The organism is Croceicoccus mobilis (assembly GCF_001661965.1).
Lineage (GTDB): Bacteria > Pseudomonadota > Alphaproteobacteria > Sphingomonadales > Sphingomonadaceae > Croceicoccus > Croceicoccus mobilis.
This window is the reverse complement of the sequence record NZ_LYWZ01000027.1, coordinates 78,159-93,209: the sequence shown is the minus strand read 5'-3', so window position 1 is coordinate 93,209 and position 15,051 is coordinate 78,159. Positions and strand designations below refer to the sequence as shown.

General features: G+C 63.2%; 13 protein-coding genes. All 13 read left to right on the top strand.

The genetic code is table 11. The features are described 5' to 3' along the window. Positions 1–18 precede the first annotated feature (18 nt). The 13 genes from A9D13_RS16825 to A9D13_RS16765 all read left to right on the top strand — a co-directional run bounded on the left by A9D13_RS16825 (position 19) and on the right by A9D13_RS16765 (position 14,821). The gene (locus A9D13_RS16825) at positions 19–732 is read left to right on the top strand and encodes an SURF1 family protein (RefSeq protein ID WP_229665306.1); all 714 of its coding nucleotides are present in this window, start codon (positions 19–21) and stop codon (positions 730–732) included. A gap of 3 nt (positions 733–735) precedes the next feature. Next, positions 736–2,034, top strand: coding sequence for an ATP-binding protein (locus A9D13_RS16820; RefSeq protein WP_066776302.1), 1,299 nt, complete (start codon positions 736–738; stop codon positions 2,032–2,034). Further along, entirely contained in the window at positions 2,031–2,558 is a 528-nt protein-coding gene (locus A9D13_RS16815) for a response regulator transcription factor (RefSeq protein ID WP_066776300.1), read from the top strand. Before A9D13_RS16820 ends, A9D13_RS16815 begins: the two co-directional genes overlap by 4 nt. 167 nt (positions 2,559–2,725) lie before the next feature. Next, entirely contained in the window at positions 2,726–3,721 is a 996-nt protein-coding gene (locus tag A9D13_RS16810) for a helix-turn-helix domain-containing protein (protein WP_066776297.1), read from the top strand. Positions 3,722–3,838: 117 nt separating this feature from the next. After that, positions 3,839–5,128 carry a fumarylacetoacetase gene (gene fahA / locus A9D13_RS16805; protein ID WP_156522155.1) on the top strand — a complete coding sequence of 430 codons (1,290 nt, stop codon included), beginning with the start codon at positions 3,839–3,841 and terminating at the stop codon, positions 5,126–5,128. A gap of 232 nt (positions 5,129–5,360) precedes the next feature. Beyond that, positions 5,361–5,840 (top strand): TetR/AcrR family transcriptional regulator, encoded by a 480-nt coding sequence (locus A9D13_RS16800; protein WP_244884888.1) that lies wholly within the window; start codon positions 5,361–5,363, stop codon positions 5,838–5,840. Continuing rightward, positions 5,837–6,715 (top strand): oxygenase MpaB family protein, encoded by an 879-nt coding sequence (locus A9D13_RS16795; protein ID WP_066776276.1) that lies wholly within the window; start codon positions 5,837–5,839, stop codon positions 6,713–6,715. Before A9D13_RS16800 ends, A9D13_RS16795 begins: the two co-directional genes overlap by 4 nt. A 391-nt stretch (positions 6,716–7,106) precedes the next feature. Continuing rightward, entirely contained in the window at positions 7,107–7,682 is a 576-nt protein-coding gene (locus A9D13_RS16790) for an ANTAR domain-containing response regulator (protein WP_066776274.1), read from the top strand. Between the two features lie 26 nt (positions 7,683–7,708). Next, positions 7,709–8,923, top strand: a complete 1,215-nt coding sequence (locus A9D13_RS16785; protein ID WP_066776265.1) for an ABC transporter substrate-binding protein — start codon at positions 7,709–7,711, stop codon at positions 8,921–8,923. Positions 8,924–9,144: 221 nt separating this feature from the next. Further along, complete coding sequence (locus A9D13_RS16780) at positions 9,145–10,578, top strand: CmpA/NrtA family ABC transporter substrate-binding protein (RefSeq protein WP_082922514.1); 1,434 nt, start codon at positions 9,145–9,147, stop codon at positions 10,576–10,578. A 34-nt stretch (positions 10,579–10,612) separates the two neighbouring features. Beyond that, a complete protein-coding gene (locus A9D13_RS16775) occupies positions 10,613–11,698 on the top strand; it encodes an ABC transporter permease (protein ID WP_082922513.1) in 1,086 nt (361 codons plus the stop codon). Positions 11,699–11,727: 29 nt separating this feature from the next. Continuing rightward, positions 11,728–13,413, top strand: a complete 1,686-nt coding sequence (locus tag A9D13_RS16770; RefSeq protein WP_066776262.1) for an ABC transporter ATP-binding protein — start codon at positions 11,728–11,730, stop codon at positions 13,411–13,413. A gap of 190 nt (positions 13,414–13,603) precedes the next feature. Further along, positions 13,604–14,821: an alginate export family protein gene (locus A9D13_RS16765; RefSeq protein WP_373288744.1), complete on the top strand. Its 1,218-nt coding sequence runs from the start codon at positions 13,604–13,606 to the stop codon at positions 14,819–14,821. Positions 14,822–15,051: the final 230 nt, after the last annotated feature.

Sequence of the window (15,051 nt, the reverse complement as noted above, 5' to 3'; positions counted from 1 at the left end):
GGGGCGATTGACGGAGTAGTGAAGTCTCGCAGGCCATGGGTGCTGACCATAGTGCTCCTGCTGGCCTGTGCGGGGTTCGTCGCGCTGGGCGTGTGGCAGGTGCAGCGCCTGCACTGGAAGCATGATCTGATCGCCCGCGTCGATGCGCGGGTCGCGGCCTCGCCGGTGGCGCTGCCTTCCGACCGGGTGCTGGCAGCGGATGATTTCGAATATCTTCGCGTGCGCGCCGCCGGCCGGTTCGAGCCGGAGGCGGCCGCGCTGGTCAGGGCGGCGACGGGGCTTGGCACCGGGTACTGGACCATGGTGCCGATGCGCGCCGAAGATGGTCGCCAGATCTGGATCAATCGCGGCTTTGTCCCCGCTGGCACCACGGTTGGCGAAGCTTCCGCCGCCGTTCCCACAGGGCTGGTCATGGTCACCGGCCTGCTGCGCAAACCCGAACCGGGCGGCAGCCTCCTCCAGTCGAACCGCCCTGCCGACGACCGCTGGTATTCGCGCGATGTCGCGGCACTGGCGCAGGATCGCGGCATTGGCGCGGTCGTGCCCGCCTTTATCGATGCGCAGGCGGAAGCAGGCGGCGCGAACAGCGGGGAAGGGGCGCAGCCGGTGCCCGGCCTGACCGTCATCAATTTCCCCGACAATCACCTGTCCTATGCCCTGACATGGTTTGCGCTGGCCGTGCTTTCCCTCGTGGCCATCTGGCTTCTGTGGCGGGTTTCGCCTAACCGCTAGCGCATGTTGCGCTTCATCGCCCCGGTACCTGCACATGCGAGCGCCAGCTGGCGCAATGTGCTGCTGTTGATCCAGCTGAGGTGGATCGCGGTCATCGGGCAACTGGCCACCATCGTCGCCGTCACCGCCCTGCTGCAAGCCCGCCTGCCGCTGGCGCCGCTGCTGCTCGCGCCGCTGCTGCTGATATGCGTGAACCTGCTGGGCGCGCTCAGCCTGCGGCGCAGGCGCGAATTCTCTCAGGGGGAGCTGCTGGTCGCCCTTTTGATCGATGTCGCGGCGTTGTGCTGGCAGCTGTATCATTCAGGCGGTTCGACCAACCCCTTCACCTTCCTGTTCCTGCTGCAGATCGTGATCGGGCTGGTCATCCTCGAACCGCGTCAAAGCTGGGTGATCGCGGCGGTTGCCAGCCTTGCGATCGTGTTTCTCACCTTTTTCAACGTGCCGCTCGATCTGCCCGATGAACATGCGGCGCAGGAATTTCGCCTCTACCAGTTCGGCAGCCTTTTCTGTTTCGTTCTGGCCGCGGCGCTGCTGGTGTTTTTCGTGACCCGGCTCGACCGCAATCGCCGCCAAAGCGACAAGGCGCTGGAAGCTATGCGGCGTCAGGCGGCAGAGGAGGACCACATCATCCGCATGGGGCTCCTCGCATCGGGCGCGGCGCACGAGCTGGGAACGCCGCTGTCGTCCATGTCGGTGATCTTGGGCGACTGGACTCATTTGCCGGTCGTCACCGCCGATGAGGAATTGCAGGAAGACATCGCCGACATGCGGACAGAGCTGGAACGCTGCAAGACGATCGTGAGCGGCATATTGATGTCGGCGGGCGAACTGCGCGGGGAAAACCCGGTGGTCACCAGCGTGCGCACGGTCTTTGCCGAGATCGCGCGCGAATGGCAGTCGCGCAGCGATGGCGAACTGATCTTCACCGACCTGTTCGGTGAAGACATGGCCATCGTCGCCGATCCAGGATTGCGGCAGGTGATCGGCAATGTCATCGACAATGCGCAGGAAGCATCGCCTGCCCATGTCGCGCTTGAAATCGCGCGGGTCGATGATGATCTGGTTGTCACTGTGACGGATAACGGACCGGGCTTCGCGCCCGAAATCATGGATCGCATCGGCCAGCCCTACGCCTCGACCAAGGGGCGCGACGGGGGCGGTCTGGGGCTGTTCCTTGTCACCAATGTGATGCGCAAGCTGGGGGGCAATGTCCGGGTCGCCAATCGCGAAAACGGCGGCGCGATGGTGCGCCTGTCGCTGCCGCTGGAGGCCATCGCCTATCGGAAGGGACCTATCGCATGAGCGGCGCCAGATTGCTGATCGTCGAAGATGACCCGGCCTTTGCCCGCACGCTTGGCCGCTCGTTCGAAAGGCGCGGCTATGCGGTCACCACCGCATCTTCCGCGGCTCAGGCGGATGAAGCCGCGAGACAGGGTGATTTCACCTATGCGGTCGTCGATCTGAAGCTGGGTGGCGATTCTGGGCTTGCCGTTGTGCAGGCGCTGAAAGCGGTGCAGCCCGATACGCGCGTCGTCGTGCTGACAGGCTATGCCAGCATCGCAACGGCGGTCGAGGCGATCAAGCTGGGCGCTTCGCAATATCTGGTGAAGCCATCCAACACCGACGATATCGAGGCCGCCTTCAACGCCGAGCAAGGCGATGCCAGCGTGCCCGTGGAAGGGCGCAAAACCTCGATCAAGACGCTGGAATGGGAATATATCCACCAGACACTGGTCGAGTGTGACTTCAATGTCTCCGAGGCGGCGCGCCGGCTCGGCCTCCACCGCCGCACGCTTGCGCGAAAGCTGGAGAAGCGGCGCCTTTAGAACCTTGGCGGCGCGGAGCCGGTTTCGATCCATACGGCCCCCTGCAGCGGACAGTTCGTCCTGTGATGGGCAGTTTAACGCGCGGTGTCGTGAAAAGGGCAGAATATTATCGGCAGGAGTACAAAGGGCAAAGAACCGTGTAAGGCTCTTCGCGCAGGAGAATGCAAATGGATCAGCTGCGCGTATTTTTCGGGGGCGAAAACGAGAATCGGTTCGAGGATGGGCTGCGCGCGACGGTAGTCTCGTCAGCCGAGATTTCCTCCTCTCCCAACCCCTGTGCCGTCATGCCGCACGAAATTGTGCCCTTTGGCCCCACCGGCGGGCTGGTGCTGATCGATCTCGTCTTCGATGGCGATTGCCACATCCCCTACGCCCCGGCCGAGGCGATCGGTTCGCTGGGCATATTGATCCTGCTGACCGGCGGGATGGAAGTGGCGTTTGAAGATGACGACCCGGTCGAGCGCCGCATCGATCCGGGCGAATGCATCATCAAGAGGGTCGAGGATCCGCCGGGCTCCGCCGTCTATCTGGGCGGCGCGCATTTTCGGGCGGTGGCCATGACCTTCGGAGCGCAGGATGTCGAATATCTCCTCTCGCTCGACTGGGGCACGCATGAGGCGCAGATCCGGCGGCTGCTGACGCATGACCGCCCCGGCACGCTGGTCGGAACCAGCGAGAGAGTGCGCAATCTGGCCCGCAGCGCGCTCGACTGCAATCTGGAAGGGGATATCCGCACCCGCTTCCTATCGGCGCTGGTGCCGGGCCTGCTGTGCGCGGTGGTCGAGGCGGTCGACAACCGGGCGCTGACGCAGCGATCCTTTGCCCGCGCGTCCCTTGTCGATAGCGCCATGGATGCGCGCGACCGGGTACTGGCATCCATCGACGATGCGCCTACGCTTGAACAGCTTGCGGTCGATCTCGGCATGCGGCCGCGCGGTCTGGCCGCGGCCTTGCAGGACGTGTTCGGCATGTCGGTTGCCGATATCGTGAGAGAGGCGCGGCTGATGCGCGCGCGGCAGCAATTGAGCGATGGCGGGATGGATCTGGAGGATATCGCGATCGACGCCGGCTATCGGCACGTCAGCAATTTCACGACCGCGTTCCGGCGCCGTTTCCACATGCCGCCGCGTGCTTTCCAGAAGCTGGAGGCCGATGTGGATTGAGATGGCCCCGGCCAATCGCTGCCACTTGCAATGGCGGGGGGGCGGGACGATGTGGGGCTCTCGATAACGACCGGTCCGATACAGGCATCCGGCAGAGCAGGAGCCAGACCCTTGAGCATGATCGATTTCACCCATGATCCGGCAGCACGCTGCTGGGTCCCCGGCGCTCAGGGCCATTGCGACTTTCCGGTCCAGAACCTGCCGCTTGGCATGGCGAGCATTGATGGCGGCGCGTCGCTGGGCGTAACGCGGATCGGCGATCACGTCCTGTCGCTGCCGACAATCGCCGGGTTGATGACGGGCAAGGCGCAGGAAGCGGCGCGCGATGCGATGGGATCGCTCAACGATCTTGCCGCGCGCGGCGGGGATGCGATGCGCGATCTGCGACGGCAGCTCTTTACCCTGCTGACGCAGGAGGATCACCGCGAACGGGTCGAGCCGCATCTCCACCCGGTGGCCGACGCCGTGATGGAGCTTCCCTTCCGCATTGGCGATTACACCGATTTCTATACCGGGATCCATCACGCGGAGAATATCGGGCGTTTCTTCCGGCCCGAAAATCCGCTGCTTCCCAATTACAAGCATGTGCCCATCGGCTATCACGGCCGCGCTTCTTCGGTGCGGGTATCGGGCGGCGATGTCATCCGGCCCTACGGCCAGACGCGCCCGGCAGAGGGTGAGGACATGCCCGGTTACGGCCCGAGCGCGAGGCTGGATTACGAGCTGGAGATGGGCGTCTGGGTGGGTGAGGGCAATGCGCTCGGCCAGCCGGTCCCGATTGCCGGGGCGGGGCGACATATCGCCGGGATCTCGATCCTGAACGACTGGTCTGTACGAGACCTGCAGGCATGGGAGTACCAGCCGCTGGGGCCGTTCCTTGCCAAGAATTTCCATTCCACCGTTTCGCCATGGGTGGTCACCATGGACGCTCTTGCCCCGTTCCGCACGGCGCAGCCCGCGCGTGCCGAAGGCGATCCGAAACCGCTACCCTATCTGTGGGACGATGCCGATCAGGGGGAAGGCGCGCTGGCGGTGACGATGGAGGTGCTGATCAGCACGGCTGCGATGCGCGATGCAGGCCATGCGCCGCACCGGCTCAGCAGCGGTTCGATGACCGCGATGTACTGGACCGCGGCGCAGATGGTCGCGCATCACGCCAGCAATGGCTGCGATCTCAATCCGGGCGATCTGCTGGGCACCGGCACGCTGTCGGGCAAGAACGAGACGAGCTGGGGCAGCCTGATGGAGCTGTCGGCCAATGGCACGAAGCCGATCGCCCTGCCTTCGGGCGAGACGCGCACCTTCCTGGAGGATGGCGACGAAATCGTGATGCGCGCCTTCGCCGAAAAGGAGGGCTGTGCCCGCATCGGCTTCGGCGAATGCCGCGGGGTCATCGTCGGGCGCTAGCATAGGGCCAGCGTGGCGCTGGCCCATCCGTTTTGGGAACAGCTCTTCGGCCAGATCCATGTCCAGGTCGGGCCCCGCCGCCATGGCCGCTTTCAGCGCAGGTGCCTGCGGCAGCACATGGGCCGCGTAAAAGCGGGAGAGGGCATTTGCATTCACCAGGGGGGTTAAGGTCCTGGCGGACCACATGCATCAAGCGATCGTTACAATTTCGGGGCGAAAGCGCTTGCCGAGCGTGGCGCGCGCGCTCTACTCGGTACAGATGGCGCAAGCGAAACAGGCAGATAGCTGCCCGGCAGCCCAAAATCCGGCCCGGCAGGAAAAGGTGCTGGCAGCTGGCGCGCAATTGTTCGCGACTCGCGACTATGCCGGCACCAGCATTCGCGACATCGGTGAAAAGATGGGCCTGCTGGCCGGCTCGCACCATCACTACATCCGCTTGAAAGAGGTGCTGTTGGTGCGGATCCACGACCGCGCCTTTAACGAGGCGGAGGCGGATAACGAGGCGGAGACGGAGATACGCAGGGCCATCGACGATGTCGCCGATCCGGATTCGCTGACGACATCGCTGATGAACGATTTGCGCGCCGTGCCCGAAACCGTGCGCGAACTGCTGGTCGCAACGCGCGAGACGTTTGAGGGGCTGTTCCGCGATCTGGTCGCGGCAGCGGTGGCGGGCCAGATCCTGCGGACTTCCTCCATAGGCCGGCCATGACGGAACGCTCCGAACCTGTTCCGGCAAGGCTGCTGCGCCACATGCTGGTGACGCGGGTGCGCAGCCTGTTCAACGACAGGTCGAAAGGTGAGGCACCGGTCATGCGGTCACCCGATGCGCTGTATGATCCGGCGTCGGCGATCTGGCGCGTGCATGGTGACGTGACCACGATGATGATCGGCGGTGTCGCCGCGCTCTTGATGCAGATGCTGCATCCCGCTGCGCTGGCCGGGGTTTGGGATCACAGCAATTTCCGCCATGACATGCTGGGTCGCCTGCGCCGGACGGCGCGCTTCATCGCGGTGACGACCTATGCCGAGCGTGCCGAGGCCGAGGCCGCGATCGAGCGGGTGAAGGCGATACATGCGCAGGTGCGCGGTGAGTTGCCCGACGGTACCCCCTATCGCGCGGATGACCCGCATCTGCTGGCGTGGGTGCATCTGTGTGAGACTATCGGCTTCCTCGATGCCTGGACGATCTACGGTGATCCGGCGATGCCCCATGCGCAGCGCGACGAATATGTGCGCCAGTCGGGCCTGGTCGCAAAAAGGCTGGGCGCGGACCCCGTGCCATCGACCCGAGCCGAGGTCGAGGCGATGATCGGCGAATTCATGCCCGAACTGCGTGTCGACGATCGCACGCGCGAAATCGCGCGCCTCGTCCTGTCCCAGCCCGCCCGTTCGCTGAGCGCGGCACCGGCGCAGGAATTGATGATGCGGGCGGCAATTGACCTGATGCCGCGCTGGGCGCAGGACATGCACGGCAGGCACCTGTCACGCCGCTCGCGCCCGCTGGTTCGGGCAGGAGCGCATGCCATGACGCGCACGCTGAACTGGGCTTTTGCCGACAAGGGGGCAAAGACCCGGCGCGAATGATGCGGAAGTTGGTGCGCCGGACCGGACAACAATGGGCACTCAGATCATTGGAGAATTTTAGTCGACCTTTGACTTCTAATCGTGTGCAGCGCCGCTCGGCCATTATCATCTCGTGATGTCAGCTATGCGCCCGGTTTCGGTCATAAGGGTCGAACTTTCGTTCGCCCAAAAGCGGACATCCAGCTTCCAAACTACCAAGATTAAACCGGCGGCACGATCATGCAGTCTGGAGAATTGGCTTGTTAAGCTGGCGAGGTGGATTGGCGGCCCTTGCCCGGATTCAGTCGCCGCGCCATGCGCCGATTGGCAATCGACTTCGGCATCTGCTCTAAAAGCTGAGAGCCCAGCTTATCCTCTTGCCCAAAGCCATGCTGCAGTGCAGTAAGGCTGCATGCGCATCGCCATCATCGATGAAAGCGCCTCGCGCGCCTCGATTATCGAAGAGGGCCTTTCGCAGCTTCCCGATTGCCAGATTTCGGTGATTACCGGCCGCCATGGCCTGCTGGCGCGGATTGCCGAAATCGATCCCGAAATCGTGCTGATGGACCTCGGTAACCCGTCGCGTGACGTGCTGGAGGAATATTTCGCGGTCAGCCGCGCATTGTCGCGCCCCATCGCCATGTTCGTCGATCAATCGGATGACGATGCCATCGCCTCGTCCATCGATGCGGGCGTCTCATCCTATGTCGTCGACGGACTGTCGGCTAATCGCATTCGCCCGATCATGGAAATGGCGGTGCGCCGGTTCAACGCATTCTCGCGGCTGCAGTCGGATCTGGATGCTGCAAACAGCAAGCTGACCGAGCGCGCCAATGTCGACAAGGCGAAGCGCATTTTGATGAACACCAAGGGCATTACCGAGCCCGAGGCTTATGCCGAATTGCGGCGCAAGGCGATGTCGTCATCCAAACGCATCGCCGATATTGCCGAAGCGCTGATCACGGCGCATGAATTGATGAAGGACTGAATGGTGCTGCAAGAAGGGGAAGGATCGTGACGCAGGAGCTGTCTGTCGGCTTCCTTCCGCTTGTGGACGCGTGTCTGCCGATCATCGCGCAGGAAATGGGCTTTGCCGAAGAAGAGGGGCTGAACCTTACCTTCATGCGCGATGTCAGCTGGGCAACGGTGCTTGACCGGCTGCTTTACGGGCATAGCGATGTCGCGCATATGCTGGCGCCATTGGCGATTGCGACGACGCTGGGGCGGGGGCGTCCAGCCCAGCCGCTGGCCGCGCCTTTCGTGCTGGGCCTGAATGGCAATGCCATCACCTTTTCGAACGAGCTGGCAGACAAGGTCGCACATGACTGTGATGGAGAACTGTGCGATCCCAAGGGCTTGGGCGCGCGCCTTCGTGATGAGGCACTTGCCCGCAAGGCCGCCGGCAAACCGCTGCGCTTTGGCGTGGTACACCGCTATTCCAGCCATAATTACATGCTGCGATACTGGCTGGCAGCGTGCGGCATGCACCCTGATGACGATGTTGAGATCATCACCGTCGCTCCGCCATTTACCGCCGATGCGCTGGCGGCGGGAGAGGTCGACGGGACCTGCGTGGGCGAACCCTGGAATTCGGTCGCGGTGGATCGCGGCGTGGGCCGGATCGTGCTGGCAACGGCGCAGATCTGGCGGCGCGGCGTCGAGAAGGTGCTGGCCATGCGCGAAAGCGTGCTGGACGAGCGTCGCGAGAGTATCGAGGCGCTGATCCGCGCCATGCGCCGCGCGGGCGAGCATTTCGTCAATCCGGCCAATTGGGAAGGCCACGCGAACCTGCTGGCCCGGCCCGAATATCTGGCGTCAGACCCGAAACTGATCCTCGCCGCGATCTCGGACGAGCTGATCCTGTCGCAGGATAGCGAGCCCGTTCATTTCAAGGATTTCATGTTCCAGTACCGCGAGGCGGCGAACTTCCCATGGATCAGCCAGGCCCAGTGGCTCTATACGCAGATGGTCCGCTGGGACGGGTTCGATTACGACCCGGCAGATGCCGAAAAGGCGGGACGCGTGTTTCGTCCGGACGTCTACCGCAGTGCATTGCGCGGACAGGATTCGCCGTTGCCCGGCGCAAGCTCCAAGGTGGAAGGCGCGGTGAAAAGCCCGCTTGGCGTAGGGGCGGAGCAGGGCGATCTGGTCATGGCATTCGACGCATTTTTCGATGGGAAAACCTTCGATCCAGAACAGCTTGAGGCTTATCTGGCATCGCAGACTTGAATAAAATTTCATGATGCAGCGCAAAAACCTCTTTACGCAGCTGCGGCGAATCGCTTATCTGGATCTCACAGCGAGCGGATCGCCACCCACGGATGGGTGACCCAGCGAACCTCGCCGTACTTACGAAATTGCGTGGCAACGTCGCCGCCCGAACCTCCCGATTGGGGAGCGTTTCGAGGCGGCTTTTTTGCGTTGTCCGACGATAGAGGGATCGAGTGGCAATGTCGGGACGTAACGGGAAATTCGGTTTCAATCGGCGCGCGGTCGTGGCGGCGATGCTCGCCTCGGCGGCACTGGCTGGCTGCGGCGGCGGCGGTTCGAGCGATGCGGGGAGCGAGAACGTCGTCGCCGCATCGGTCGACGGCCAGCCCGAAAAGCCCAATCTGAAACTCGGCTTCATCAAGCTGACCGACATGGCCCCGCTGGCCATCGCCAAGGAAAAGGGCTTCTTCGCCGAGGAAGGCCTCAACGTCGAACTCGAGCCGCAGGCGAACTGGAAGGTGCTGCTGGACGGCGTGATCGGCGGCCAGCTTGACGGTGCGCACATGCTGGCGGGTCAGCCCATCGCCGCGACCATCGGCTATGGCACCAAGGCCGAGCTAATCGCTCCGCTCAGCCTCGACCTCAACGGCAATGCGATCACCCTGTCGAACAAGACCTGGGCCGCGATCAAGCCGAGCCTTCCCACCGAAGGCGGCAAGATCGCTCACCCGATCAGCGCCAAGTATCTGAAGCCGGTCGTCGACGATTATGCCAAGCAGGGCAAGCCCTTCAACATGGGCATGGTCTTCCCGGTCTCGACCCACAATTACGAACTGCGCTACTGGCTGGCAGCTGGCGGTCTGAACCCGGGCTATTACGCTGACGGAGACGTTGCCGGCACCATCGACGCCGACGTCAAGCTGTCGGTCACCCCGCCGCCGCAGATGCCCGCGACTTTGGAAGCTGGCACCATCGAAGGCTATTGCGTGGGTGAGCCGTGGAACCAGGCCGCAGTGCAGAAGGGCATTGGCGTTCCGGTCATTACCGATGACGAAATCTGGAACGACAACCCGGAAAAGGTCTTCTCGATCCGCAAGGATTTCGCCGAGAAGTACCCCGCCACCACCGCCGCCCTCCTGCGCGCCATCATCAAGGCGCAGCAATGGCTCGACGCCGACAATGGCGCGAACCGCGCCGAGGCGGTCGAGATCCTCTCGCGCCCCAACTATGTCGGTGCCGATGCCGAAGTGATCGCCGCCTCGATGACCGGCAAGTTCACCTTTGAAAAGGGTGACACCCGCGATGCGAAAGGCTTCAACATCTTCTTCGATAAATACGCGGGCTATCCCTATTATTCGGACGCCATCTGGTATCTGACGCAGATGCGCCGCTGGGGCCAGATTCCCGCCGACCATCCCGATAGCTGGTACATGGAGCAGGCCAAGGCGGTCTATCGCCCCGACCTGTATCTGGCCGCTGCCAACAAGCTGGTCGAAGACGGTGTTATCCCCGCAGATTCCGTTCCGGAAACCGACGGCTACCGCGGCGAACAGTCGGGCTTCATCGACGGCATCACCTTCGATGGCAGCCAGCCCAACGCCTATCTCGCCAAATTCCCGATCGGCCTGAAGGAAGGCCAGACGGTATCGGCATCCGGCGTAAGCTCGAAGTAATACAATCCAAGTGACCGCGAACAGGAGCGATCCCATGGCAACCGTATTTGCAAACCAGTTCGACAGTGGCTCTGCGGACGAACCCGCGATCGAAGCAGCGGCGGGTTCTGTCGCCGGCAAGGTCGCTGTTCCCAGCGAGCCCGAGACTTCATCGGAGGGTTCGGCGCCGAAGAAGTCGGGGCCGTCGCCGCTGGCCGGACTGATAGGCAAGTGGGGCAAGAGCCTGATCGCTCCTGTTCTCGGCATTCTTATTTTCATCGGCCTTTGGGCGGCGCTCGCGCCGCAGGTCGAAACATCGCTGGGCGCGCTGCCCGGTCCGGTTGAGGTCGCCGAGCAGGGTGTTTCGCTGGTGGGCGAATGGCAGGCCGCGAATGAGAAGGAAGCGCAGTTCTACGCCGATCAGGATGCCCGCAACGCGGAGGCCATTGCCGCGGGCAACTCGGCCGGTGTGCGCAATTTCGAATATGCCGGCCCGCCGACCTTCCTCGACCAGATCTTCACCTCGCTGGAAACGGTGGCGCTAGGCTTTGCGCTGGCAACCGTCGTTGCCGTGCCGCTGGGGCTGGCCGCTGGCCTGTCGCCGCTGTTCAACGCCGCGATCAACCCGCTCATCCAGATCATGAAGCCGGTCAGCCCGCTCGCCTGGCTGCCGATCGTGACCATGGTCATCTCGGCCACCATCACCAGCGCCGATCCCATGCTGCCCAAGGCTTTCGTTATCTCGGCGCTCGTCGTGATGCTCTGCTCGCTGTGGCCGACGCTGATCAACACCGCCGTCGGCACCAGCAGCATCGACAAGGACCTCCTGAACGTGGGCCGCGTGCTGAAACTGGGCTGGTTTGCAAAGCTTACCCGCCTCGTCCTGCCCGCTTCGCTGCCTTATATCTTCACCGGTATGCGCCTGTCGCTGGGCGTGGGCTGGATGGTCCTGATCGCGGCCGAAATGCTCGCGCAGAACCCCGGTCTCGGCAAGTTCGTGTGGGATGAATTCCAGAACGGTTCTTCGCAGTCGCTGGCCCGCATCATGTTCGCCGTCGTCGTCATCGGCTTCATCGGCTTCGGTCTCGACCGCATCATGATGGCGCTGCAGTCGCTCGTTTCGAAGAACCACAAGATCTGAGCCGCGCTCAGTCGATAAGGAGACAGGTCATGGCTAACGCACCCATCCTTTCCCTGAAGGGCGTGACCAAGAGCTATACCGGGAAGACCGGCGATACCACCGACGTGCTCGGCGGCATCGACCTCGATGTCGAGGAAGGCGAATTCATCGCGATCCTCGGGTTCTCGGGCGCTGGCAAGACCACGCTGATCAGCACGATTGCCGGGCTGGTGAAACAGGACGCAGGCGAGGTCCTGCTTCGCGGCAAGCCCATCGACGGGCCGGACCGCGACCGGGGCCTCGTGTTCCAGTCCTATTCGCTGTTCCCCTGGCTGTCGGTGCAGCAGAACGTGGCGCTGGCGGTGGATGCGGTGCACAAGGACCGCAGCAAGACCGAACGCGCCGCGCTGGTCCGCCAAAAGGTTGAACTCGTCGGCCTTGGCCATGCGATGGACCGTAAGCCCGCGCAGCTGTCAGGCGGCATGCGCCAGCGTGTTTCGGTGGCCCGGGCGCTTGCCATGGAACCCGAAATCCTCCTTCTCGACGAACCGCTCTCGGCCCTTGACGCGCTGACCCGCGCCAAGCTGCAGGACGAGATCGAGCGTATCCGCGAAGAAGAAAAGCGCACCATCATCCTCGTCACCAATGACGTGGACGAGGCGCTGCTGCTTGCCGACCGTGTCGCTGTGCTGACCCCTGCGCCTGCCGCGCATATCGGGCAGATCTTCGACGTGACCATCAATCGCCCGCGCGACCGTGAGGCGATGAACGACGACGATCATTACAAGAGCTTGCGCGCCAAGATCGTGAACTATCTCTCCACCCTCAACGCGGAATCCTCCAGCGTCGGTGAGAGCGCGACCGCGCTGCCGGGTGTCACCCCGCTCGACCTCGCACCGCCGCCCAAGGCCTATCGCGAGGCGGGGCAGAGCGCGGTGAAGAACCGCTATCTCGAATTCTTCAAGCTCGACAAGGTGTACCCGACGCCCAAGGGTCCGCTGACCGTGGTGGAGGATTTCAACCTCATCATGGAGAGGGGCGAATTTGTCTCGCTAATCGGCCATTCGGGCTGCGGCAAGTCGACCGTGCTGACCATGGCGGCTGGCCTCAACGAAATTTCGAAGGGCGGCATTGTCCTTGATAACCGTGAGATCAGCGCTGCCGGCCCCGATAAGGCGGTGGTGTTTCAGGCCCCCAGCCTGATGCCATGGCTGACCGCGCGGCAGAACGTGGCGCTGGGCGTGGAGCGGGTCTATCCGCATGCGCCGCGCAGCGAGCGCCGCGACATCGTCGACTATTACCTCGACCGCGTGGGCCTTGCCGACAGCAAGGACAAGATGGCGGCGGAAATGTCGAACGGCATGCGCCAGCGTGTCGGCATCGCCCGCGCCTTTGCCCTCAGCCCGCGCCTGCTGCTGCTCGACGAACCTTTCGGCATGCTCGACAGCCTGACCCGCTGGGACCTGCAGGACGTTCTGGTCGAGGTGTGGAACCGCACCAAGGTCACTGCCATCATGGTGACGCACGATGTCGACGAAGCCATCCTGCTTGCCGACCGCGTGGTCATGATGACCAATGGCCCGCAGGCCACGATCGGCAAGATCCTCAAGGTCGACCTGCCGCGCCCGCGTGATCGCAAGTCGCTTTTGGAAGATCCCAAGTTCTACGAATACCGGCAGGAAGTGCTGCACTTCCTTGCCGAATATGATCACGGCCCCGCCGCCAAGGCAGCCTGATAGACAAGCGCAGCGCCTGCCCCCGCTGCGGGGCAGGCGAGCCGCGGGCAAGGACGCCCGGCGGTAAGGCGCCATAATCCACCGGCGGGCAATGCTGTCCCGCCATTCACCCAGCCATAGGCAGGCGATGACGCCTGCTCGACTTTCAAGTCATGCCTGGGGTGCGAGCGCACCCCGTGAGGGAGGTATTGTGTTGAACAAGTTTGCTCTGCTTTGCGCGGCTTCAACCGCATTCGTTTCGGCCCCGGCGCTGGCGCAGGCCGGTCCGTACGAGATCGGTGAGAACACTACGCTCGACCCGATCATCGAAGGCACGCTGCGCTATGAAAGCGTCAGTCAGCCCGACACCGCCGCCGACGATGCCGATGCGCTTACCTTCCGCATCCGTTCGGGCGCAGAGTTCAAGACCGGCGGTCTGTTCCTGCTGGCCGAGGCGGAAGCCACGCTTGCGATCATCGACGATTACAACGACACGATCCCGGGCAATGGCGTCGAGCCCTATTCGGTCGTCGCCGATCCCGACAATATCGAGCTCAACCGCCTTGCCATCGGCTATTCGGCCAAAGGCACCACGGTTACCCTCGGCCGTCAGGCGATAAACCTTGACGACCAGCGTTTCGTCGGCGCGGTCGCATGGCGCCAGAACGAACAGACCTTCGATGCCGCCCGCGTGCAGACGAAGATCGGCCCTGTGTCGCTGGACGGGACCTATTCCTTCTCGCAGCGCACGATCTTTGGCGTCGACAGCCCGAACGAGCATTTCGACGGCAATATCTACCTCGTCAATGGCGGCTTCGACCTGTCGAGCGTGAAGGTGAAGGCATTTGCCTATCTCATCGACTACGACACCCGCCTTGCCTACTCCAGCCAGACCTATGGCGTGCGTGCTGCTGGCGCCGTGCCGCTGGGCGGATCGACGAAGCTCAACTATGTGCTGAGCTATGCCAAGCAGTCCGATTACGGCGACAACCCCATCGATTATTCGGCCGATTACATCGGTGCGGAAGCCGGCCTTGGCTTTGGCGCATTCGGCATCAAGGGCGGTTATGAACTGCTGGGCAGCGACGACGGCGTCGCCGCTTTCCAGACCCCGCTTGCCACGCTGCACAAGTTCAACGGCTTTGCCGACCTTTTCCTGAGCACGCCTGCGAACGGTCTTCAGGATTACTATGGCGGCGCGTCGTACAAGATCGGTGACATGGGGCCGCTGAAGGGGCTTGCCGCAGGCGTCACCTATCACAAGTTCGAAAGCGACGAAGGCGGCATGAATTATGGCGACGAAATCGACGCCACGCTCGCCTTCAAAGTCGGCAAGGTCGGCCTGCTGGCGAAATACGCCAATTACAATGCCAAGGAGTGGGCCACCGATACCGAAAAGTTCTGGTTCCAGGCCTCTTTCAGTTATTGAGGCAAATCGTTGATCCGCTTGACGGAAATCATCGGGTCGCAATCGGCGGGGGCGAATGTGTGGCGCCTCCGCCTTCCCACCGGGACGGCAGGCCGCGCATTCGCGCTTGCCGTCCCGCCCCGGAAAAGCATATATATGCAGCCGCAAATGCCGTCCCCGCAGTTGGGGGAACAGACCGGCATTGCGCGAAATTCGAAACACGCGTGGCAATGGCGCCGCCCGAACCGTCC